The sequence below is a fragment of the Streptomyces sp. Da 82-17 genome, assembly GCF_046098215.1.
Classification (GTDB): Bacteria; Actinomycetota; Actinomycetes; order Streptomycetales; family Streptomycetaceae; genus Streptomyces.
Genome location: NZ_JBJURH010000028.1, coordinates 38,711 through 60,425 on the forward strand (window position 1 = coordinate 38,711; position 21,715 = coordinate 60,425).

The 21,715-nt window shown below is 72.8% G+C and carries 18 protein-coding genes; 3 read left to right on the forward strand and 15 right to left on the reverse strand.

What is annotated here, in order from left to right; translation table 11 throughout:
• Positions 1-262: 262 nt before the first annotated feature.
• From ACIDOF_RS33600 to rimP, 9 genes are all read right to left on the reverse strand, one after another.
• Positions 263-1,207, reverse strand: coding sequence for a bifunctional riboflavin kinase/FAD synthetase (locus ACIDOF_RS33600; RefSeq protein ID WP_409009997.1), 945 nt, complete (start codon positions 1,205-1,207; stop codon positions 263-265).
• A gap of 122 nt (positions 1,208-1,329) precedes the next feature.
• On the reverse strand, positions 1,330-4,896 hold the full coding sequence (locus ACIDOF_RS33605; protein WP_409009998.1) for a serine protease: 3,567 nt from the start codon (positions 4,894-4,896) through the stop codon (positions 1,330-1,332).
• A 203-nt stretch (positions 4,897-5,099) separates the two neighbouring features.
• On the reverse strand, positions 5,100-6,023 hold the full coding sequence (gene truB, locus ACIDOF_RS33610; protein WP_409009999.1) for a tRNA pseudouridine(55) synthase TruB: 924 nt from the start codon (positions 6,021-6,023) through the stop codon (positions 5,100-5,102).
• A complete protein-coding gene (rbfA, locus tag ACIDOF_RS33615; RefSeq protein ID WP_409010000.1) occupies positions 6,020-6,469 on the reverse strand; it encodes a 30S ribosome-binding factor RbfA in 450 nt (149 codons plus the stop codon). The genes truB and rbfA overlap by 4 nt, the downstream gene beginning before the upstream one ends.
• A gap of 69 nt (positions 6,470-6,538) precedes the next feature.
• On the reverse strand, positions 6,539-6,832 hold the full coding sequence (locus tag ACIDOF_RS33620) for a DUF503 domain-containing protein (RefSeq protein WP_282545136.1): 294 nt from the start codon (positions 6,830-6,832) through the stop codon (positions 6,539-6,541).
• 135 nt (positions 6,833-6,967) lie between these two features.
• The gene (gene infB, locus ACIDOF_RS33625) at positions 6,968-10,021 is read right to left on the reverse strand and encodes a translation initiation factor IF-2 (protein ID WP_409010001.1); all 3,054 of its coding nucleotides are present in this window, start codon (positions 10,019-10,021) and stop codon (positions 6,968-6,970) included.
• A gap of 151 nt (positions 10,022-10,172) precedes the next feature.
• On the reverse strand, positions 10,173-10,481 hold the full coding sequence (locus ACIDOF_RS33630; RefSeq protein WP_409010002.1) for a YlxR family protein: 309 nt from the start codon (positions 10,479-10,481) through the stop codon (positions 10,173-10,175).
• Between the two features lie 130 nt (positions 10,482-10,611).
• Positions 10,612-11,604: a transcription termination factor NusA gene (gene nusA, locus ACIDOF_RS33635; RefSeq protein ID WP_409010003.1), complete on the reverse strand. Its 993-nt coding sequence runs from the start codon at positions 11,602-11,604 to the stop codon at positions 10,612-10,614.
• 2 nt (positions 11,605-11,606) lie between these two features.
• A complete protein-coding gene (gene rimP / locus ACIDOF_RS33640; RefSeq protein WP_409010004.1) occupies positions 11,607-12,104 on the reverse strand; it encodes a ribosome maturation factor RimP in 498 nt (165 codons plus the stop codon).
• Positions 12,105-12,389: 285 nt separating this feature from the next.
• On the opposite strand from rimP, the gene ACIDOF_RS33645 reads away from it, so the two are divergent.
• From ACIDOF_RS33645 to ACIDOF_RS33655, 3 genes are read left to right on the forward strand one after another with little or no spacing between them, the layout of a single operon-like run.
• A complete protein-coding gene (locus tag ACIDOF_RS33645) occupies positions 12,390-12,839 on the forward strand; it encodes a hypothetical protein (protein WP_409010005.1) in 450 nt (149 codons plus the stop codon).
• Positions 12,836-13,309 (forward strand): ferritin-like domain-containing protein, encoded by a 474-nt coding sequence (locus ACIDOF_RS33650; RefSeq protein ID WP_409010006.1) that lies wholly within the window; start codon positions 12,836-12,838, stop codon positions 13,307-13,309. The genes ACIDOF_RS33645 and ACIDOF_RS33650 overlap by 4 nt, the downstream gene beginning before the upstream one ends.
• Before the next feature lie 53 nt (positions 13,310-13,362).
• Positions 13,363-14,286: an aminoglycoside phosphotransferase family protein gene (locus ACIDOF_RS33655; protein WP_409010049.1), complete on the forward strand. Its 924-nt coding sequence runs from the start codon at positions 13,363-13,365 to the stop codon at positions 14,284-14,286.
• A 143-nt stretch (positions 14,287-14,429) separates the two neighbouring features.
• Here ACIDOF_RS33655 and ACIDOF_RS33660 read toward each other — a convergent pair whose 3' ends face one another.
• The 6 genes from ACIDOF_RS33660 to dxr form a co-directional block, all read right to left on the reverse strand.
• Positions 14,430-16,127 (reverse strand): proline--tRNA ligase, encoded by a 1,698-nt coding sequence (locus ACIDOF_RS33660; protein WP_409010007.1) that lies wholly within the window; start codon positions 16,125-16,127, stop codon positions 14,430-14,432.
• Positions 16,128-16,220: 93 nt separating this feature from the next.
• The gene (locus ACIDOF_RS33665; RefSeq protein ID WP_409010008.1) at positions 16,221-16,766 is read right to left on the reverse strand and encodes a GNAT family N-acetyltransferase; all 546 of its coding nucleotides are present in this window, start codon (positions 16,764-16,766) and stop codon (positions 16,221-16,223) included.
• A gap of 61 nt (positions 16,767-16,827) precedes the next feature.
• Positions 16,828-17,679, reverse strand: coding sequence for a GNAT family N-acetyltransferase (locus tag ACIDOF_RS33670; protein WP_409010009.1), 852 nt, complete (start codon positions 17,677-17,679; stop codon positions 16,828-16,830).
• Positions 17,680-17,788: 109 nt separating this feature from the next.
• On the reverse strand, positions 17,789-18,946 hold the full coding sequence (gene ispG / locus ACIDOF_RS33675) for a flavodoxin-dependent (E)-4-hydroxy-3-methylbut-2-enyl-diphosphate synthase (RefSeq protein WP_409010010.1): 1,158 nt from the start codon (positions 18,944-18,946) through the stop codon (positions 17,789-17,791).
• A gap of 184 nt (positions 18,947-19,130) precedes the next feature.
• Positions 19,131-20,432: a M50 family metallopeptidase gene (locus tag ACIDOF_RS33680; RefSeq protein ID WP_409010011.1), complete on the reverse strand. Its 1,302-nt coding sequence runs from the start codon at positions 20,430-20,432 to the stop codon at positions 19,131-19,133.
• Entirely contained in the window at positions 20,429-21,685 is a 1,257-nt protein-coding gene (gene dxr, locus ACIDOF_RS33685) for a 1-deoxy-D-xylulose-5-phosphate reductoisomerase (protein ID WP_409010012.1), read from the reverse strand. The genes ACIDOF_RS33680 and dxr overlap by 4 nt, the downstream gene beginning before the upstream one ends.
• Between the last annotated feature and the right edge of the window lie 30 nt (positions 21,686-21,715).

Below are 21,715 nucleotides of genomic sequence, written 5' to 3' on the forward strand. Positions count from 1 at the left end.
CGCGAGGGAGAACATGGGCCCCCGCAAGGCCCGCTCCCCCCCCCACACACACCGCCGCTCACGGCACACGGCAGCGGACCGGTGCCGGGGCGAAGCGGGCCCCCGGAGGGGCGACAGGAAACACCGAGCGCACGGAGGGGCGGCCGCCCTTGACCGCCAAAGCGCGCGGGGCTCGGGGCGCGGGTCGACCGCCCGCACCGGCAGCACCGGTCACGGCACAGGAGAATCGCGGGCCGGCCGTCGGCCGAGGGACCGGGAACTGTCAGGCGTTCTCGAGGAGTTCCCTGCAGCGCTTCACATCGTCGGCGATCGCGACGAGCAGGCCGTCGATCGAGTCGAACGTCTGCTGGCCGCGGACGAACGCGAGGAAGTCGACCGCGACGTGCTGCCCGTACAGGTCGAGGCCGACGCGGTCGATCGCGTACGCCTCGACGGTGCGGGTCGTGCCGTCGAACTGCGGGTTCGTGCCGACGGAGATCGCGGCGGGCATCCGCTCGCCGTCGGCGTGCAGCCAGCCCGCGTACACCCCGTCGGCGGGGATCGCGGTGTGCGGCAGGGTCTCGACGTTCGCGGTGGGGAAGCCGAGCTCGCGGCCGCGCTGCGCGCCGCGCACGACGACGCCCTCGACGCGGTGCGGCCGTCCGAGGATCTCCGCGGCCCCCTGGACGTCGCCCTCGGCGACCAGGCGCCGGGTCAGCGTGGACGAGAACGGCGCCCCGCCCCCGGCCTCGCCGCTGACGAAGAGGTCGACGAGCTCCACCTCGTAGTCGTACGTGCCGCCGAGCTCCGCGAGCAGGGCGACGTCGCCGGCGGCCTTGTGGCCGAAGCGGAAGTTGGGGCCTTCGACGACCACGCGCGCGTGCAGCTGGTCGACGAGGACCTTCGCGACGAAGTCGGCGGGCGCGAGCCGGGAGAACTCGGCGGTGAACGGCAGGATGAGCACCGCGTCGACCCCGAGCTCGGCCATCAGCTCGGCCCGCCGGTGGTGCGGCGCGAGCAGCGGCGGGTGGCTGCCGGGGCGCACGACCTCGCTCGGGTGCGGGTCGAAGGTGACGACGACGGCGGGGACGCCGAGCTCCCGGGCCCGCTCCACGGCACGCCCGATGATCAGCTGGTGCCCGCGGTGCACCCCGTCGTAGGAGCCGATGGTGACGACGCTGCGCCCCCAGTCCTCGGGGATGTCCTCCAAGCCACGCCAGCGCTGCACGGTGTTTGCTCCTCGCCGAACCCGATTACGTCCTGTTGATTGCGCAGCTCTAAGAGTGCCATGTCCCACCTCGGACGTACGCATCGGCCGTACGTCTGAGCCCGCGCCCCCGCGGTTCGGGCTCAGGCGTGCGCGGTGCCCGCCTCGCGCGTGCCCCGGTCGGCCCGCCGGGCCACGTGCTCGGCGACCTCCCGCGCCGCCTCGGGCCGCACCTCAAGGAAGTCCCGTACGAGCTCCGCGACGCGGCCGGTGAGCTCGGGCGCGGTCACCTCGGCGAGCGCCCGCAGCACCTCGCCGGAGACCGGGCCCGGCTCGCGCAGCCGCTCCTCGAACGCGGCGAGCACCGGCTCGGGGTGCGTGCCGACCGCCACCGCGAGCGCGCTCGCCGGAAGCTGCGGGTCCCCGGCCGCGAACCGGCGCAGCGCGAGCGGCAGGTGCCGGTCCCGGGTCTGCGGGTCCCGCACGAGCAGGGCGAGCGCCGCCCCGTGCAGGGCGCAGTCGGTGGGCCGGGCGAGCAGCGCGAGCGCCGCGTACCGCAGCAGCGCGCGGTCCGCCTCCGCGCGTACGTACGGCGCGGTGCGCAGCGCGCAGGCGGCCGCGGCGACCCGCCGGTCCGTGCGCGGGTCGTGCACCCACCGCTCGACGGCCCGGCAGACCGCCGACGGCTCCTCCTCGGCGAGCGCGGCCAGCAGCTCGTCCCCGCGCCGGTGCGAGGAGTCGACGAGGGCCTCGGTGAGCTCGTCGATGGAGCGGTGCCGGTGGGTGTGCAGGAGCGCCTGGGCGGCGCGCGCGACGGTCGCGTCCGGCGCCCCGTACAGCGCCCGCTCGTCGGTGAACCACTGCGTGAGCAGCGGCTGCACGGTCCGGGGGTCCTCGCGCAGCCACTCCCCGACGGCGTCCAGGAACCGCTCGCCGCCGCCCGTCCCGTGGCCGCCCGCGCCCGCGGGCCCGCCGCCGGGCTCCGGGTCGGCGACGACGAGGCGGCGCAGCAGGTCCATCCGGTCGGCCTCGGGCAGCGCGAGCCGCCGCCAGTACGCGGGCCCGAACACCTCGAAGCCGTCGCCCAGCGCCCCGCCCCCGGCGCCGCGCCGCGCGATCCGGTCGGCGATCAGTCGCAGCACGCCGAGATACGGGCGGGCGTCCGGCACCCTGCGCAGCACCTCGGACAGCAGCCGCACGGACCACCACCGCGCGTCGTCCTGCTGCCGCGAAGCAGCACCCCCGGTCCCGGCACGTACGCCACCGCTCCCGGCACGTACACCCCGTGGCTCGGGATGTGCCTCCGCGAGGTCGTCGTACGCCGCCATCAACTCGGCGAGCCGCGTGCCGAGTTGGGCGCTGCCCTGCTGCCGGCCGAGCAGCAGCAGGGCCTCGACCACGGGCCCGATCCGGTGCCGCGGCACGGGCAGTGGCCGCCCGCCGGACCCGCCGTCCTCGCGCCACCGGTGCACCAGCGCGTGCAGCGCCCCGTCCAGGTCGAGGTGGGCGCCCTGGATCCAGTCGGCCAGCTCTTCGTGCGCGAACCGGTAGCCGCCGCCGGCCGGCACGAGCAGCCCCTCGGTGAGCACGGCCGAGGCGAACCCGCTGGACCACGGGAACACCTCCTCGAACGACTCCCGGTCCAGCTCGCCCTGTCCGGGCCCGAGGCACCGCCTGGCCGCGTCGTGCACACGCCCCGCGACCTGTGCCGCGAGCCGCCGCACGGCGGTGCCGCGCACGTGGTGCGGCACGGCGATCCGCACGGCCACCCGCAGACACATCAGGTCCAGGTACGCCCCGAGGATCTCGTCCCGCGCGGGCCGCCCCTCCGGGTCCCCGCCGACGGCGGCGCGGACTTCGGCGAGCAGCCGCAGGGCCAGCGGATGTCCGGCGTCCACTTCGCTGACGGCCCCGCCGGGAATCCCGTACGCCCTGCGGGCCTGCCCGGCCTGGGCGTCGTCCAACGGCCCGAGCAGCACGCATGCGGGCAGGCCACGTGCCGGGCGGGCGGCACGGGCCGCGGACGCGCCGACGGCGCCGGGCACCCCGGCCGGGTCCACCCAGACCGCCTGCTCGGCGAACCCGACCTCCCGCAGCTCCCCCGCGCCCAGCTCCCCCACCGGGCCCCGCACGCGGCCCGACCCGTACAACTCGCCCTCCGGGAACAGCAGTCCGGCCTGTTCCCAGTACTCGTTGCGGCAGGCGATCACCAGGCGGCTGCCCGTCTCGCGGAGCCACTGCGCGCTGCCCGACGTCCACTCGGCGAGCCGGTGGGCCAGGACGGGCGGCATCTCCTCCGGCGAGTCGAGCAGGATCAGCAGCGGCCGGCCGGCGGCCCGTACGAGCCGTGTCACCCGGTCCACGGAAATGTCCCCGAGCGCCCCGCCCGCACCCCGGCCCGCCTCGGCCGCCTTGCCGGCGCCCGCCCCCGTGCCCGCCCTCGTGGACGCCCCCGTCGACGCCGCCACGATCCGCCCCGCGTCCTCCAGGGCCCGCGCCACCGCGTCCGCCACCGACGCGTCGTCCGCCCACAGCCCCGCGCCGCGCAGCCACAGCGTCGGCGCCGGTTCCGCGCCCCGGGCCCGGCGGCGGGCGAGGGCCGCGAGTTCCGTCGTACGCCCGCTGCCCGGCGCCCCGACCAGCGCGAGCACCGACGGCGCCGCGTCCCCCCGCTGCTCCAGGAACCGGGTGAACTCCCGCTCCACGTCGGGCCGTTCGACGATCCGCTCCTCCTCGCGCGGCCCGTCCGACCCCACCGACGTGGCCGTCAGCTGCAGCACCCCGGCCAGGTTCAGATCGGGCCCGTACGCGGGCACCGTCGCCGCGTTGCGGGCGAGCAGCTCGGCCAGCGGGCCGCCCGGGTCGGCCGCCGCCGCGCGCCGCAGCGACACGGCGAGCCCCGGCGCCCGAAGCACCACGGCCGAGTCCCCCGCACCGCCCCCGGACCCGGCCCCGACGAAACCGGCCCCTCCGAAGCCGAGGGCGAAGCCGGACTCGGCCCCGGGCCCGCCCCCGACCCCGTCGAACCCGGTCCCCCCGGCCCCGGCCGCGAAGCCGGACTCAGGCCCTCCGAACCCGGCCGTGAACCCGGGCGCGACGCCGGTCGCGAACCCCGGCCCGCCGAAGCCGGACTCGGGACCGAACTCCCCGGACCCGGGCGCCCCGAAGCCGTACACCTCCGGTTGAAGGGCCGTGCCGAGAACCGCGAGGACCGTGCCCGTCTCCGCGTCCACGACGGGCCCGCCGGCCGCTCCCCCGCCGGCCCGCAGCGCATCGCTCCCGTCGGTGCCGACCGCCAACTCCAGGACGCCGGTGAGCAGTTGGGCCCGCCCCTGCACCGCGTACACCGCCCGCGCCGACTCGCCGAGCACCCGCGCCTGCCGCCAGCCGTGCGCCGCGATCGTCACGTACGCCCCGGTCCCGACCGTCTCCCGCACGGTCACCGGCAACGGCCGCGCCTCCAGCCCCGGCGCGTGCACGAGCGCGAGGCCCACGGACGGCAGCGGCACGATCTGCGCGGCGTCGACGACGCGACTCCGCTCCCCGGACGCGTGCAGCACGAGCCCGTCCTGTCCGTCGACGGCCTCGTGGCTGGTGATCACCGTGCCGAGCTCGTCCGCCGCGAACCCCGCCCCCCTCGGCCTCCCGGCCAGGTCGCAGATCCGGACCAGCCCTTGTTCCCAGCCGGGCCGGGCGTCCTCTGCCGCCATCACTTCGATCCTCCCCACAGCCGCGTTCCGACCGTAGGTCGACCGTGATCAGCGGCGCAGGCGATCAACCGGATGCGCCCCTCACGCACCCCGGATTCACCCCGCGCGCCTACTCGTTGGGGTGAAACTCGCAGTACGTACGCCCGAGCCCGGCACGACGAAGGGCGGGCCCCGAAGGACCCGCCCCCATCGACGCCTGCGCCTCAGCCGAACACCGCGAGGCTCTTCGCCTTGCCGCCCTGTCCCTCGACGAGCGCGACGAACCGCCCGTCCGGGTCGAACACGGCGACCGGCTGCCCCGTGCCGTACTCGTCGGGCAGTTCCAGCCGCACCCCGTTGAGCAGCAGCCTGGCCCGCTTCGCGTCCACGTCCCAGCGTGGGAACGCGGCCGCGGCGGCCTCGGCGACCGGCATCACGGTCAGCTCCTCCTGCAGCTGGTCGATCGTCCGCGCCGCGTCCAGCTTGTACGGCCCGACGCGGGTGCGCCGCAGCGCCGTCAGATGCCCGCCCACGCCGAGCTCGGCCCCGATGTCCCGGGCCAGGGCGCGGATGTACGTACCGGAGGAGCACACCACCGAGACGACCAGGTCGAGCACGGCCGTACCGTCCTCGGCGACCGCGTCCCGCACGTCGTACACCGTGAACGAGGAGACCGTCACCGGCCGGGCCGGGATCTCGAAGTCCTCGCCCTCCCGCGCCCGCTTGTACGAGCGCTTGCCGTCGATCTTGATGGCGCTGACCTTGGACGGCACCTGCATGATGTCGCCGGTCTGCTTCGCGATCGCCGCGTCGATGGCGTCCCGCTTCAGCTGCGAGGCGTCGGCGGAGGAGGTGATCTCGCCCTCGGCGTCGTCGGTGACGGTGTTCTGGCCGAGTCGGATCGTGCCGAGGTACTCCTTCTCGGTCAGCGCGAGGTGGCCGAGAAGCTTCGTCGCCCGCTGCACGCCGAGCACGAGGACGCCCGTCGCCATCGGGTCGAGCGTGCCGGCGTGCCCGACCCGGCGGGTGCGGGCGATGCCGCGCATCTTGGCGACGACGTCGTGCGAGGTGAAGCCGGCGGGCTTGTCGACGATGATCAGCCCGTCCGGCGTCACGGCGCCCCCGCCGCTGTTGTTCTGCTTGCTCATGCGGAGGCGTCGTCCTCGTCGTCCTCGCCCGGCTTGCGGTACGGGTCGGCCTCACCGGCGTACGCGGCGCCCGAGGACGCCTCGCGCACCTTGGCGTCGGAGGCCCGCGCCTTGTCGAGCAGGTCCTCGATGGTCCGGGCGTTCTCCGGCAGGGCGTCCGCGACGAACGTCAGGGTCGGGGTGAACTTCACCCCGGCCGCGGCGCCCACCGCGCTGCGCAGCACGCCCTTGGCGCTCTCCAGGCCGCGGGCGGCGTTCTCCCGGTCCTCGTCGTCGCCGTAGACCGTGTAGAAGACGGTCGCCTCCCGCAGGTCGCCGGTGACCCGGGTGTCGGTGATCGTCACATGCGAACCGAGGCGCGGGTCCTTGATTCCGCGCTGCAGCTTCTCGGCGACCACCTCTCGGATGAGGTCCGCCAGCTTCTTCGCCCGCGCGTTGTCGGCCACTGGTCCGTCTCCCTTGTGCTTGCTTTTCCTACGTGCCGTACGTGGCACACGTGCCATGGTGCGTCTGCGTCAGTCGTCGTCGCCGTGCAGCCGCCGACGCACCGACAGCAGCTCCACCTCGGGCCGGGCGGCCATCAGCCGCTCGCACCGGTCCAGGACGTCCGACAGATGCCGCGAGTCCCCCGACACCATCGCCACTCCGATCTCCGCCCTGCGGTAGAGATCCTGATCGCCGACCTCCGCCACGCTCACGGCGAATTTGCGGTGCAGCTCGGCGACGATGGGGCGGACCACGGAACGCTTCTCCTTCAGGGACCGTACGTCGCCGAGGAGCAGATCGAAGGACAGAGTCCCCACATACATGTGTTGTCCGGATGACCCGCCGGTACGGGATGGAGGGCCCTGCAGCTCTTGGCAGGGACATCCAAACCGTACACGGAACGGCCGGGGCCGATCGACGGAAATTCTCCCGTCGACCGGCCCCGGCTCGTTGCTCGATCAGCCGCGCGGCTTCTCGCGCATCTCGTACGTCGCGATGACGTCGTCGATCTTGATGTCGTTGAAGTTTCCGAGGTTGATACCGCCCTCGAAGCCTTCGCGGATCTCGGTGACGTCGTCCTTGAAGCGGCGCAGACCGGTGATCGTGAGGTTCTCGGCGATGACCTTGCCGTCGCGGAGGAGGCGCGCCTTGGTGTTGCGCTTGACCTCTCCGGAGCGGACCAGGACACCGGCGATGTTGCCCAGCTTGGACGAGCGGAAGATCTCGCGGATCTCCGCCGTGCCGAGCTCGACCTCTTCGTACTCCGGCTTGAGCATGCCCTTGAGGGCCGCCTCGATCTCCTCGATCGCCTGGTAGATGACCGAGTAGTACCGGACGTCCACACCCTCGCGCTCGGCCATCTGCGTGGCACGCCCGGCGGCGCGCACGTTGAAGCCGATCACGATGGCGTCGGAGCCCATCGCCAGGTCGATGTCCGACTCGGTGACGGCACCCACACCGCGGTGCAGGACGCGGATGTCGACCTCTTCGCCGACGTCCAGCTGCAGCAGCGAGGACTCGAGGGCCTCGACCGAACCGGACGCATCGCCCTTGATGATGAGGTTGAGCTGCTCGACCTCGCCGGCCTTGAGCACCTTGTCGAGGTCCTCGAGGGACACCCGGCGGGTGCGCTTGGCGAACGCGGCGTTGCGCTCACGGGCGGCACGCTTCTCGGCGATCTGACGGGCCGTACGGTCCTCGTCGACCACCAGGAAGTTGTCGCCGGCGCCCGGGACGTTGGTGAGACCGAGGACCAGGACCGGCGTCGACGGCTCGGCCACCTCCACGTTCTCGCCCTTGTCGTCGAGCATCGCGCGGACTCGGCCGTACGCGTCACCGGCGACGAGGGTGTCACCGACGCGCAGCGTGCCTCGCTGGACCAGGACGGTGGCAACCGCACCGCGGCCCTTGTCGAGGTGGGCCTCGATCGCGATGCCCTGCGCGTCCTGCTCCGGGTTGGCCCGCAGGTCGAGCGAGGCGTCGGCGGTGAGGACGACGGCCTCGAGCAGCGAGTCGATGTTCTGACCCTGCTTGGCGGAGATGTCGACGAACATCGTGTCGCCGCCGTACTCCTCGGCCACCAGGCCGTACTCGGTCAGCTGACCGCGCACCTTGGTCGGGTCGGCGCCCTCGACGTCGATCTTGTTGACCGCGACCACGATCGGCACGTCGGCCGCCTTGGCGTGGTTCAGGGCCTCGATCGTCTGCGGCATCACACCGTCGTTGGCCGCCACCACGAGGATCGCGATGTCGGTCGACTTGGCACCGCGGGCACGCATGGCGGTGAACGCCTCGTGACCCGGGGTGTCGATGAAGGTGATGCGGCGGTCCTCGCCGTTGACCTCGGTCGCGACCTGGTAGGCACCGATGTGCTGGGTGATGCCACCGGCCTCGCCCGCGACGACGTTCGTCTTGCGAATGGCGTCGAGGAGGCGGGTCTTACCGTGGTCGACGTGACCCATGACGGTCACCACCGGCGGACGCGAGACCAGGGCCTCGTCGCCGCCCTCGTCCTCGCCCCACTCCAGGTCGAAGGACTCGAGCAGCTCGCGGTCCTCCTCCTCGGGGCTGACGATCTGAACCTGGTAGTTCATCTCGTCACCGAGGAGCTGCAGCGTCTCGTCGGAGACGGACTGCGTGGCCGTGACCATCTCGCCGAGGTTCATCATCACCGCGACGAGCGACGCCGGGTTGGCGTTGATCTTCTCGGCGAAGTCGGTGAGCGAAGCACCGCGCGACAGGCGAACGGTCTCGCCGTTGCCGCGAGGCAGCATCACGCCGCCGACCGACGGGGCCTGCATGGCCTCGTACTCCTGGCGCCTCTGCCGCTTCGACTTGCGACCGCGACGCGCGGGACCGCCGGGACGACCGAAGGCGCCCTGCGTGCCACCGCGGCCACCCGGACCACCGGGACGTCCGCCGAAGCCGGGACGGCCACCGCCGCCACCGAAGCCGCCGGGACGACCGCCGCCGCCACCGCCGCCACCGGGACGACCGGCGAAGCCGCCGCCACCGCCGCCGGGACCGCCGGGACGACCGGCGAAGCCGGGACGACCGCCGCCGCCCGGACGACCGCCGCCGCCGGGACCACGGCCACCGGGGCCGCCGCCGGGACGGGGACCGGCCGCGGGACGCTGCGGCATCATGCCCGGGTTCGGACGGTTGCCGCCGCCGGGACGGGGACCGCCCGCACCGGCGCCGCCGCCCTGCGGACGGGGCATGCCGCCCGGAGTCGGACGGGGACCGCCCTGACCCTGCGGACGGGGACCGCCCTGGCCGCCGCCCTGGCCCTGCGGACGCGGACCGCCCGGGGCGCCGGGGCCGCCGGGACGCGGGGCGCCGCCGGGACGGGGCGCCTGCGGGCGCGCCATGCCGGTGGAGCCGCCGGACGTGAAGGGGTTGTTGCCCGGACGCGGGCCGGCGGGACGACCGCCGGGACGCGGGGCGCGCTCGCCACCGGGGCGCGGGGCGCCGGGACGGGCCTGACCCTGACCCTGACCGCCCTGGCCGGGGGCCGGACGGCCACCGGGCTTCGGGGCGCCGGGACGCGGAGCCTGGCGCTCACCGCCGGGCTTGGGGCCCTGCGCAGCGGCCGGGGGCGCGCTGAACTCGGGCTGTGCCGGGGCCGCCGGGGCGGGCTTGGGCGCCGCCGCGGGCTTCGGACCAGGCGTGGGACGCGGGCCCGGAGCGGGCGCCGCGGGCTTCTCGGCCGCAGCCGGCTTGGGGGCCGGGGCGGGCTTGGGGGCGGCAGGCTTCGCGGCCTGCGCGGGGGACGGTGCCGACGGCTTCGCAGGTGCGGCCTTGCGCGGCGCGGCGGGCTTGGCGGCACTCTTGCCACCGCCTGCGGCACCGGAGCCGGACTGCAGCGCGTCAGTCAGCTTTCGAACAACGGGCGCCTCGATCGTCGAGGACGCCGAACGGACGAATTCACCGAGTTCTTGGAGCTTGGCCATGACGACCTTGCTCTCCACGCCGAACTCCTTGGCGAGTTCGTATACCCGGACCTTAGCCACTTCGCTCCTTTTAGGTCCGGGTTACCGCCGGACCGTCGCTACTTCATGGGCGTACTCATCGCGTACTCATCGAGTGCTCATCGCAATCTCGACCTACTTCCAACTCGCGAGGTACCAGCAACCGCACGGGGGTTTCCGTGCGGACACGTTCTTACGGTTGCGCCTGCTCGACATACCGGCTGAGATCCGTGGTGTCGAGCGGACCTCGGACGCGGTACGCCCTGAGGAACGCTCGGCGGCGGACCGCCATGTCCAGACAGACCAGGGCGGGGTGCACATACGCACCCCGGCCGGGCAGCGTACCGCGAGGGTCGGGGACCAGGCGGACTCCTTTTCCGGAGCCCTCGGCGCCTTCGCCCTCGGCCATCACGATCCGCAGCAGATCGGTCTTGGCCGCTCGCTCCCGGCATCCCACACAGGTTCGCTCAGGGCATGCTCGGGCATGCGTCCGGCCAGACACGCTTAAGTCTACCTCCCCGTACCGACCTCACCCCTTTGGGGCAAAAATCGAACGGCCGTCGTCTTGATCTAGGCGGAACCCGGCGTGATCTCGCCAACACCGGGTGTCCACGTCGTATTCCGGGCCGGGGTCAGCCCTGGTCCTGGGGCTGCTCCGTGTCCGGGCGGATGTCGATGCGCCAGCCGGTGAGGCGGGCGGCGAGGCGGGCGTTCTGCCCTTCCTTGCCGATGGCGAGCGACAGCTGGTAGTCGGGCACGGTCACGCGGGCCGAGCGGGCGGCGAGGTCGACGATCTCGACCTTGCTGACGCGGGCCGGGGAGAGCGCGTTGGCCACCATGTCGGCCGGGTCGTCGGACCAGTCGACGATGTCGATCTTCTCGCCGTTGAGCTCGGCCATCACGTTCCGCACCCGGCCGCCCATCGGGCCGATGCAGGCGCCCTTGGCGTTCAGGCCGGAGCGGGTCGAGCGGACGGCGATCTTCGTGCGGTGGCCGGCCTCGCGCGCGATGGCGGCGATCTCCACCGAGCCGTCCGCGATCTCCGGGACCTCGAGCGAGAACAGCTTCTTCACGAGGTTGGGATGCGTACGCGAAAGAGTCACCGACGGACCGCGCACGCCCTTGACGGCCCGCACCACGTACGACCGCAGGCGCATGCCGTGCTCGTACGTCTCGCCCGGGACCTGCTCCTGCACGGGCAGGATCGCCTCGAGCTTGCCGATGTCCACCAGGACGTTCTTCGGGTCGCGGCCCTGCTGTACGACACCGGTGACGATGTCGCCCTCACGGCCTGCGTACTCGCCGAGCGTCGCGTCGTCCTCGGCGTCGCGCAGGCGCTGCAGGATGACCTGCTTCGCCGTCGTCGCCGCGATCCGGCCGAAGCCGGACGGGGTGTCGTCGAACTCGCGGGCCTCCTGGCCCTCTTCGAGCTCGGCGGCCTCCTCCTTCGCCCAGACCGTCACGTGTCCGCTGTGGCGGTCGAGCTCCACGCGCGCGTGCCGGCGGCTTCCCTCGGTGCGGTGATAGGCGATGAGGAGGGCCGACTCGATCGCCTCGACGAGCAGGTCGAAGGAGATCTCCTTCTCCCGGACCAGACCCCGCAGGGCACTCATGTCGATGTCCACGGCTACGCCTCCTCTTCGTTCTTGTTCTTGCGGTTGAACTCGATCTCCACGCGCGCCTTGGCGATGTCCGCGAAGGCCAGGCGGCGGGCGGTGGGCTTGCGGCCCTTCACGCCGGGCACCTCCAGGTCGAGGCCCTCGTCGTCGACCTTCAGGATCCGCGCGATCAGCTCCCCGCCCTCGTTCAGCTGGAACTTGACGAGGCGGTCCACGGCGCGGACGTAGTGGCGGTGCTGGGTCAGCGGACGGTCGGCGCCCGGCGAGGTGACCTCCAGGACGTACTCGCCGTCGCCCATCGCGTCGGCGTCGTCCAGCTTCTGGGAGAGTTCCCGGCTCAGCTCGGCGCAGGCGTCGAGCGAGACGCCGGTGTCCGAGTCCACGACCACACGCAGTACGCGGCGCTTCCCGGCCGGGGTCACGGTGATCTCTTCGAGATCCAGATCCTTGGAGGTGACCAGCGGTTCAAGCAGGTCCCGCAGCCTCTCGCTCTGGGTGGTGCTCATCCGGGTGACTCCTCGGCCGCGTGTGCTGTTGTGGTTTGCCGTTCAGGTCTGCGTGTCAGGTCAAAGCGTATCCGGTCGCACAGGGTGTTGCCGTCCACCGGGTCGGTCCGACGGTACGGTGATCGCGGGCGTGCCCGCTGGACGCGGACCACCTTCTCCTTCAGTCGTACGAGCCTCACGAGGACGTCTGCCGTGCCCTTCACCTTGCCGTCGCGCGCCGGGAGTGACCGGCCGATTCCCCTTGGGCCGGGGCGCAGGGCCCTGCTCGTGTCGGCCGCGGGGAGCGTGCTTCTCGCGGGGTGCACGGGGTCCGGTTCCGACGCGCCGGGGAAGCGTCCCGACGCCGCCGGGCAGGCGCGGGAGCGGGCGGCGCAGGACAGCGCCGAGTTGCTGAATCGATACGACGCCGTGATCGCCGCCCACCCGGCGCTGGCCGAGCGGCTGGGTCCGCTGCGCGCCGAAGTGGCCCGGCACGCGGGGGCGTTCGGCGGTGCGGAGGCCGGGGCCACGGGCTCGCCGTCGCCGTCGGGGAAGCCGCGGAAGGAGTCCTCGGCGCCCGAGGTGCCCGCCGACGAGAAGGCGGCGCTCACCCAACTCGCGGACATCGAGCGGCAGTTGGCGGACGGCAGGCGCACCGCCCTGTCCGACGTGCCCGGCGAGCAGGCCAGACTGTTCGCCTCCGTGGCGGCCGCCGGGGACGCCCACGCGTATCTGCTGAGCGAGGCGGGCCGATGAGGGACGAGCAGGACGAGAAGGCAGCGGGCGTCGAGGCCTATCAGGCGGCGCTGCGCGCGGAGCACGCGGCGATCTACGGCTACGGCGTGGTCGGCGGCCGGATCGGCGAGGACCGCAGGAACGAGGCGCGCGCGGCGTACGACGCGCACCGGGCGCGCCGGGACGAGCTGCAGCGCACCGTGCGCGACCTGGGCGGCACGCCGGCGCAGGCGGAGGCGGCGTACGCGCTGCCGTTCCCGGTGCCGGACTCCCCCGCGGCGGCCCGGCTCGCGGCGCAGCTGGAGGACCGGGTGGCCGGGGTGTACGCGGACGTCGTACGGGCGACGGAGGGTGCGCGGCGGCGGGCCGCGGCGGACGCGCTGCGCGAGGCAGCGGTGCGGGCGGTGCGCTGGCGCGGCGGGAGCGTAGCCTTCCCTGGGCTCGCCGAGCGGCACGAGCCCGCTTCGGCGGCGGCGACGCCGCAGACCTGAGCCGCACCAGAGCAGTCCGCACGGCCGGAAGGATTCACTCGCGTATGTCGCGCATGGCTTTTGAACCGCCGCAGCGTCTCGTCAGGGCGCTGGGCGAGGCGACGTACGAGTCACCGGCCGCCGCCGAGGCCGCGCAGAAGTGGCTGGCGGAGCTGCCCGTGCTGCTCGAACGGGCGGTGGCGGGGCGGGAGTTGACCGTCGAGCGGATGCTGGTGCCCGGGGGCCGGTCGAGTGTCGTGGCGCTGGTGCGGCGGGCGGACGGGACGCCCGCGACGTTGAAGCTCGCCGCGCCCGGCACGTGCCCGGAGGCGGAGGCCGCGGCGCTTGCGTGCTGGGACGGCTGGGGGGCGTGCCGGCTCCTCGAGGGGCCGTCCGACGGGGACGGGGTGCTGCTGCTCGAACGGCTGCAGCCGGAGGTGTCGCTGCGCTCGCTGCCGGAGGCGAAGGCCCTCCTTGAGGCGGCTGGGACGGTGCGCCGGCTGTGGGTGGAGCCGCCGGCGGGGGTGTCGTTCGGCACGGTCGTGGAGCACTCGCGGCGGCTCGCAGACGCGATGGACCGGGGCGAGGCGGCCGACGCGGCGATGCGCCCGCTGGTCGAGTCGGCGCTCGCGGCGCGCGCCGAGCTGGTCGCCGACGAGCCCGAACTGCTGTTGCTGCACGGCGACTTCAAGCAGGGCAAGGTGCTGTCGGGCGAGCGGACGCCGTGGCTGGCGGTGGGCCCGCACCCGCTGGTGGGTGAGCGGGCGTACGACCTGGCGGGGCTCGTCCTCGACCGGCTCGACGACCTGGTCGCGGCGAACGCCGGGGCGTCCACGGCGCGGCGGCGGGTGACGAAGCTGGCGGATTCCCTGGAAGTGGATCGGGAGCGGTTGCGGGGCTGGACGGTGTTCCGAGCCGTCGCCTCGGGCACGGAGGCGCTCCGCTTGGGGAGGCGGGGGCAGGCCGAGGTTCTGCTGGAGTTCGCGTCCTGGTTGTAGGGCCCTGGGGCTTCGCCCCGGCCCCCGGGTTGTATTTCGGCTGACGCGCCATAGTGGCTGGTCGCGCAGTTCCCCCGCGCCCCTGGACGGCGAACGCCGGACGGGCTCGCGCCCGTCCGGCGTTCGCGTACACATACTCGGCGTCAGCCGACGATCTTGGCGATCGCCTCCGCCACCGGGAGTTCCTCGCGTTCGCCCGTGCGGCGGTCCTTCAGTTCGACGACGCCCTCGGCGGTGCGGCGGCCCGCGACCAGGATCGTGGGGACGCCGAACAGCTCCGCGTCGGTGAACTTCACGCCCGGCGAGACGCCCGCGCGGTCGTCGACCAGGACGCGCACCCCGGCCTCGGCGAGCTGCTCGGAGACCGAGAGGGCCAGCTCGGTCTGGGCGGCCTTGCCGGCGGCGACCACGTGCACGTCGGCCGGGGCGACCTCCTTCGGCCAGACCAGGCCCTTGTCGTCGGCGTGCTGCTCGGCGAGGGCGGCGACGGCGCGGGTGACGCCGATGCCGTACGAGCCCATGGTGACGCGGACGGGCTTGCCGTTCTGGCCGAGTACGTCGAGCTGGAAGGCGTCGGCGTACTTGCGGCCGAGCTGGAAGATGTGGCCGATCTCGATGGCGCGGTCGAGCTTGAGGCCGGTGCCGCAGTTGGGGCAGGGGTCGCCCTCCTGGACGACCACGACGTCCACGTACTCGTCGACCTCGAAGTCGCGGCCCGCGACCACGTTCTTCGCGTGCACGCCGGCCTTGTTGGCGCCGGTGATCCAGGCGGTGCCGGGGGCGATGCGCGGGTCGGCGAGGAAGCGGACCTTCTCCAGGCCCTGCGGGCCGACGTAGCCCTTCACCAGGTCGTCGCGGGTCTCGAAGTCCTCGGCGGCGACCAGCTCGACGGGGGCCGGGGCGAAGTGGGCCTCGACCTTGTCCATGTCGACCTCGCGGTCGCCGGGGACGCCGATGCCGACGATCTCGCCGTCGACCTTCACCAGGAGGTTCTTCAGCGTCGCGGAGGCCGGGACGTCGAGGAAGTCGGCGAGGGTCTCGATGGTCGGGGTGTCCGGCGTCGCCAGTTCCTCGAGGGCGGGCACGGCCGAGCCGTCGACGGGCTTCAGCTCGAAGTTGACGGCCTCGGTGTTGGCCGCGTACTCGCAGTTCGGGCAGTCGGCGAAGGTGTCCTCGCCGGCGGCGGCCGGGGCGAGGAACTCCTCGGACTTGGAGCCGCCCATGGCGCCGGCGGTGGCGGCGCAGATGCGGTAGTCGAGGCCGAGGCGCTCGAAGATCCGCTGGTAGGCGGCGCGGTGCAGGGCGTACGACTCGGAGAGGCCCTCGTCGGCGGTGTCGAAGGAGTACGAGTCCTTCATGGTGAACTCGCGGCCGCGGAGGATGCCGGCGCGGGGGCGGGCCTCGTCGCGGTACTTGTTCTGGATCTGGTAGAGGATCACCGGCAGGTCCTTGTAGGACGTGCACTGGTCCTTGACGAGGAGGGTGAAGATCTCCTCATGGGTGGGGCCGAGGAGGTAGTCGCCGCCCTTGCGGTCATTGAGGCGGAACAGCTCCGCGCCGTACTCCTCCCAGCGGCCGGTGGCCTCGTACGGCTCCTTCGGCAGGAGGGCGGGGAGCAGCACCTCCTGGGCGCCGATGGCGTCCATCTCCTCGCGGACGATGCGCTCGACGTTGGCGAGGACCTTCTTGCCGAGCGGCAGCCAGGACCAGACGCCGGCGGCGGTGCGGCGCACGAAGCCGCCGCGGACGAGCAGCTTGTGGCTGAGGACCTCGGCGTCCGCCGGGTCGTCGCGCAGTGTCTTGACCATCAATCGGGACATGCGCTGGACCTGGGCTGCCATGGTGAACTCCTGCTGGGGAAAGCGTCGAATGCTCAGGAGGTTAGCCGGGGCACGGGCGGGTTCGGAAATCGGTTATCGCCGGACCGGCCCCGCTCACGGTCGGCGGCGGCGCAGCGGGAGCGGGGCTCCCATCACCGCGTACGGCCTCGGGGCGCTGGGGAAGAGGACGTTCCGGGCGAGGTCGGTGTAGCCGAGGGAGCGGTAGAGGCCGCGGGCGGGGCTGTCGGTGTCGATCGCGGAGAGGATCGAGCGGGGCTGGGCGGCGGCGTCGGTGAGGGCGGTGATGAGGGTGCGTCCGATGCCGCGGTTCTGGTGCCGGGGGTGGACGTGCAGCTCGGTGATGACGAAGGCGTCGTCGAGCCAGAAGTCCAGGTCCTGGTCGCGCAGGTAGGGCTCGACGACGCTGGACCACCAGTGGGCGCGGTCGTTGGGCATGCCGTAGACGAAGCCGGCGAGGCGGCCCTCGGGGGTGGTGGCGCCGAGGGCGCGGGCGCCGGGGTAGGTGATGTGGCGCAGGACGATCTGGCGGCGTACGGCGATCTCGGCGTCGTCGAGGCCGAAGGCGAGGGCCTGCACGGCGAGGGCCTCGTCCACGTGGGCGGCCAGGTCGAGCGGCCCGATCACGACGTCGTCAGTCATGCGGGAACCCTACTTCGCCGCGCAGGACTCCCCCAGAGGTCGGACGGGGTTCGGCCACAGGTCAGAACAGCACGCTCATGAACGAGCCGACCTCGGTGAACCCGACGTGCCGGTACGCGGCGCGGGCGGCGGTGTTGAAGTCGTTGACGTACAGGCTGACGACGGGGGCGACGTCCGCCAGGGCGTACCGCACGACGGCAGCCATGCCGGTGACGGAGAGGCCCTTGCCGCGGTGTTCGGGGGCGACCCAGACGCCCTGGATCTGGCAGGCCTCGGGGGTGGCGGCGCCGATCTCGGCCTTGAAGATCACCTGCCCGGTGTCGGGGTCGAGGCGGGCGAACGACCGCCCGGAGCCGACGAGTTCGGCGACCCGGGCCTGGTAGAGCAGTCCGCCGTCCCCGGCGAGCGGGGAGACGCCGACCTCCTCGGTGAACATGGCCACGCACGCCGGCATGATCACGTCCATCTCGTCCTTGCGGATCCGGCGGACGTACGGGTCGGGGGTGACGTCGTCGGGCAGCCGGTCGGTGACCATCAGGGGCTGGTGGCGGCGGACCTCGCGGGCAGGGCCCCAGTGCGGTTCGAGGAGCTGCCAGAGCCGGGCGGTGGGTTCGGCGGGGCCGACGAGGGAGGAGCAGCGGCGGCCGGACCGGCGGGCGCGCTCGGCGAAGGCGCGTACGGCTTCGGGGCCGGCGCAGATCGGGACGAGGTTGGCGCCGGCATAGCAGAGGGAGCGGAGCCTGCCGTCGGCGTACCAGCCCCACATCTCGCCGCCGAGCCGCCAGGGGTCGAGGCCGGCGACCTGGACGCGGGCTGCGACGAAGGCGTTGTTGACCGGCTCGCGCCGCAGGACCTCCAGGGCGGCGTCCAGATCTGCGGGGCCGAGCACCCTGGTGGTCGTCTGGGTCAACACGTTCGCTGGGGCCTCACCGTGAAGTTGCCGATCTCCGCACTGTACCCGGCATGGCGCAGCCCTGCCCCGGCGAGCTGCGGGGCAGGGCTTTCGGGCCGTACGGGAGGGGTCAGCCGGCGACGGAGATCTGCGGCTCGCCGGAGGCGACGCCGTCCTTCTCCATCTGCTCGGCGATCTTCATGGCCTCGTCGATGAGGGTCTCGACGATCTTCGATTCGGGGACGGTCTTGATGACCTCGCCCTTCACGAAGATCTGGCCCTTGCCGTTGCCGGAGGCGACGCCGAGGTCGGCCTCGCGGGCCTCGCCGGGGCCGTTGACGACGCAGCCCATGACGGCGACGCGCAGCGGGACCTCCATGCCGTCGAGGCCGGCGGTGACCTCTTCGGCGAGCTTGTACACGTCGACCTGGGCGCGGCCGCAGGAGGGGCAGGAGACGATCTCCAGGCGGCGCGGCTTGAGGTTCAGGGACTCCAGGATCTGGTTGCCGACCTTGATCTCCTCGACCGGCGGGGCCGACAGGGAGACGCGGATGGTGTCGCCGATGCCCTCGGAGAGCAGCGCGCCGAACGCGACGGCGGACTTGATGGTGCCCTGGAAGGCGGGTCCCGCCTCGGTGACGCCGAGGTGCAGCGGGTAGTCGCAGGCGGCGGCGAGCTGGCGGTAGGCGTTGACCATCACGACGGGGTCGTTGTGCTTGACCGAGATCTTGATGTCGCGGAAGCCGTGCTCCTCGAAGAGGGACGCCTCCCAGAGCGCGGACTCGACGAGCGCCTCGGGGGTGGCCTTGCCGTACTTCTGCAGCAGGCGGCGGTCCAGGGAGCCGGCGTTGACGCCGATGCGGATCGGGGTGCCCGCGTCGCCGGCGGCCTTGGCGATCTCCTTGACCTTGTCGTCGAACTGCTTGATGTTGCCGGGGTTGACGCGGACCGCGGCGCAGCCGGCGTCGATGGCGGCGAAGACGTACTTCGGCTGGAAGTGGATGTCGGCGATGACCGGGATCTGCGACTTCTTCGCGATCACCGGCAGCGCGTCGGCGTCGTCCTGCGTGGGGCAGGCCACGCGGACGATCTGGCAGCCGGAGGCGGTCAGCTCGGCGATCTGCTGGAGCGTGGCGCCGATGTCGGACGTACGGGTGGTGGTCATCGACTGCACCGACACCGGGGCGTCGCCACCGACCGCGACCGTTCCGACCTGGATCTGCCGGGACTTGCGCCGCTCGGCGAGCTTGGTCGGTACGGACGGCATTCCCAGAGAAATAGCAGTCATCTGCTGTGCAACCCCAAGGTGTGGATCAGGTGGGTCGAAGCGGAGCGTTCGTGCCCCGCGCTCGGCGGGCTCCGGCTGTCGAGATTACGCCACGCCTCGTGCCGTAAGCACATCGCACCGCGCTGCACTACCACGCACGGCGGCCGTCCACGCAGTGTGGGCGGCCGCCGTGAACCGGGTGTGGTCAGGAGATTCTGACCGGGTTAACGACGTCGGCGATCAGCACCAGGATGGTGAAGCAGACGAAGATCCCGGCCACCACATAGGCGACGGGCATCAGCTTCGCGACGTCGAAGGGGCCGGGGTCGGGCCGCTTGAGCAGCTTGGCGAAGCCGCGGCGGACCGACTCCCAGAGGGCGCCCGCGATGTGGCCGCCGTCGAGGGGCAGCAGCGGGAGCATGTTGAACAGGAACAGCGAGAGGTTGAAGCCCGCGACGAGGAACAGCATCATCGCGATCTGGTTCTCCGGCGGGATGTCCAGGGTGAACACCTCGCCGCCGACGCGGGCGGCGCCGACGACGCCCATCGGGGAGTCCTGCTTGCGCTCGCCGTCGCCGAAGGCCGCGTCCCACAGGTCGGGGATCTTCGACGGGAGGGCGATCAGGGACTCGACGCCGTTCTCCATCATGTCGCCCATACGGGCCACGGACTCGCCGAAGGACTGCTCGACGATGCCGGAGGCCGGGGTGAAGCCGAGGAAGCCGGCGGTGACGTACTCGCCCTCGACGTAGCCGCCCTCGCCGTCGGTCTTGCTGACCTTGTTCTCGATCAGGTCGGCCTCGAGGACCTTGCGCACGCCGTCGCGCTCGACCGTGATGGTGGCCGGGCCCGTGGTGTCGCGGATGCGGTCCTGGAGGACGGACCACTCGGAGACGGGCTTGCCGTCGAACGCGACGATGGTGTCGCCGGGTTCGAGTCCGGCCGCCTTGGCGGGGGCGGGCTTGTCGCCCTTCTCGCAGGTGGAGCGGTTCTCGGTCTGGGCGATGACGCAGTCGGAGACCTTGCTGACCGTGGTGGTCTGCTCGTTCCAGCCGAAGGTCATCAGGACGCCGAGGAAGATCGCGACGGCCAGGACCAGGTTCATGAACGGCCCGGCGAACATCACGATGACGCGCTTCCACGGCTTGCGCGTGTAGAAGAGCCGCTTCTCGTCGCCGGGCTGGAGCTCCTCGAAGGCGGCCGAGCGGGCGTCCTCGATCATGCCGCGCCAGGGCGAGGTGGAGCGGGCCTCCATCCGGCCGTCGGGCCCGGGCGGGAACATGCCGATCATGCGGATGTACCCGCCGAGGGGGATGGCCTTGATGCCGTACTCGGTCTCGCCCTTCTTGCGGGACCAGAGGGTCGGGCCGAAGCCGACCATGTACTGCGGCACGCGGATGCCGAAGAGCTTGGCCGTCGACAGATGTCCCAGCTCGTGCCAGGCGATCGAGAACAGCAGCCCGATCACGAAGACCACTATGCCGAGGATCATCATCAGGGTCGTCATGCACGAGCCTCCGCGGTCGCCTTGGCCGACAGTTCACGGGCCCTGGTACGGGCCCAGGCGTCCGCTTCCAGGACGTCCGACAGGGTGAGCGAGGTTCCCGTACGGGGCGTGCCGTGCTCGGTGACGACCTGGGTGACGGTGTCCATGATGCCGAGGTAGGGCAGCCGGCCGGCGAGGAAGGCGTCCACGCACTCCTCGTTGGCGGCGTTGAACACGGCGGGGGCGGTGCCGCCGAGCTCGCCGACGTGCCGGGCGAGGTTGACGGCCGGGAAGGCCTCGTCGTCGAGGGGGAAGAACTCCCAGCTGGAGGCCTTGGTCCAGTCGAAGGCGGGGGCCGCGTCCGGGACCCGCTCGGGCCAGCCGATGCCGATGGCGATGGGGCCGCGCATGTCCGGCGGGGTGGCCTGGGCGAGCGTGGAGCCGTCGGTGAACTCGACCATCGAGTGGACGTAGGACTGCGGGTGCACGACGACGTCGATGCGGTCGAAGGGGATGTCGTAGAGGAGGTGCGCCTCGATGACCTCCAGACCCTTGTTGACCAGGGTCGAGCTGTTGACGGTGATCACCGGGCCCATCGCCCAGGTGGGGTGGGCGAGCGCGTCGTCGGGCGTGACGTCGGCGAGCTGGGTCTTCGTACGGCCGCGGAAGGGGCCGCCGGAGGCGGTGACGACGAGTTTGCGGACGTCGGCGCGGGTGCCGGAGGCGAGGGCCTGGAAGAGCGCGGCGTGCTCGGAGTCGACGGGGATGATCTGGCCGGGCTTGGCGATCGCCTTGACCAGCGGGCCGCCGACGATCAGCGACTCCTTGTTGGCCAGGGCGAGGGTGCGGCCCGCTTCCAGGGCGGCCAGCGTCGGGGCGAGGCCGATGGAGCCGGTGATGCCGTTGAGCACGGTGTGGCAGTCCGAGGCGGCGACCTGGGTGGCGGCGTCCGGTCCGGCGAGGATCTCGGGGAGCGGTTCGCCCCCGTACTGAGCGGCGAGCGCCTCGCGCAGGGCGGGCACCGCGTCCTCGCGGGCGACCGCGACGGTGCGCACACGCAGCCGTCTGGCCTGCTCGGCGAGCAGCCCCACGCGGCCGCCCGCGGCGGACAGGGCGGTGACGCGGAAGCGGTCGGGATTGCGCAGGACCAGGTCGATGGCCTGGGTGCCGATGGATCCCGTCGAGCCCAGGACGACGATGTCCCGGGGGCCGTCATCCGTCACCGGGTCGAAGACCAGGTGCGGATCGGCGAGAGGCGTTGGACTGTCGCTCATGGACCCATTGTTGCGTGGGTTCTTGTGGAT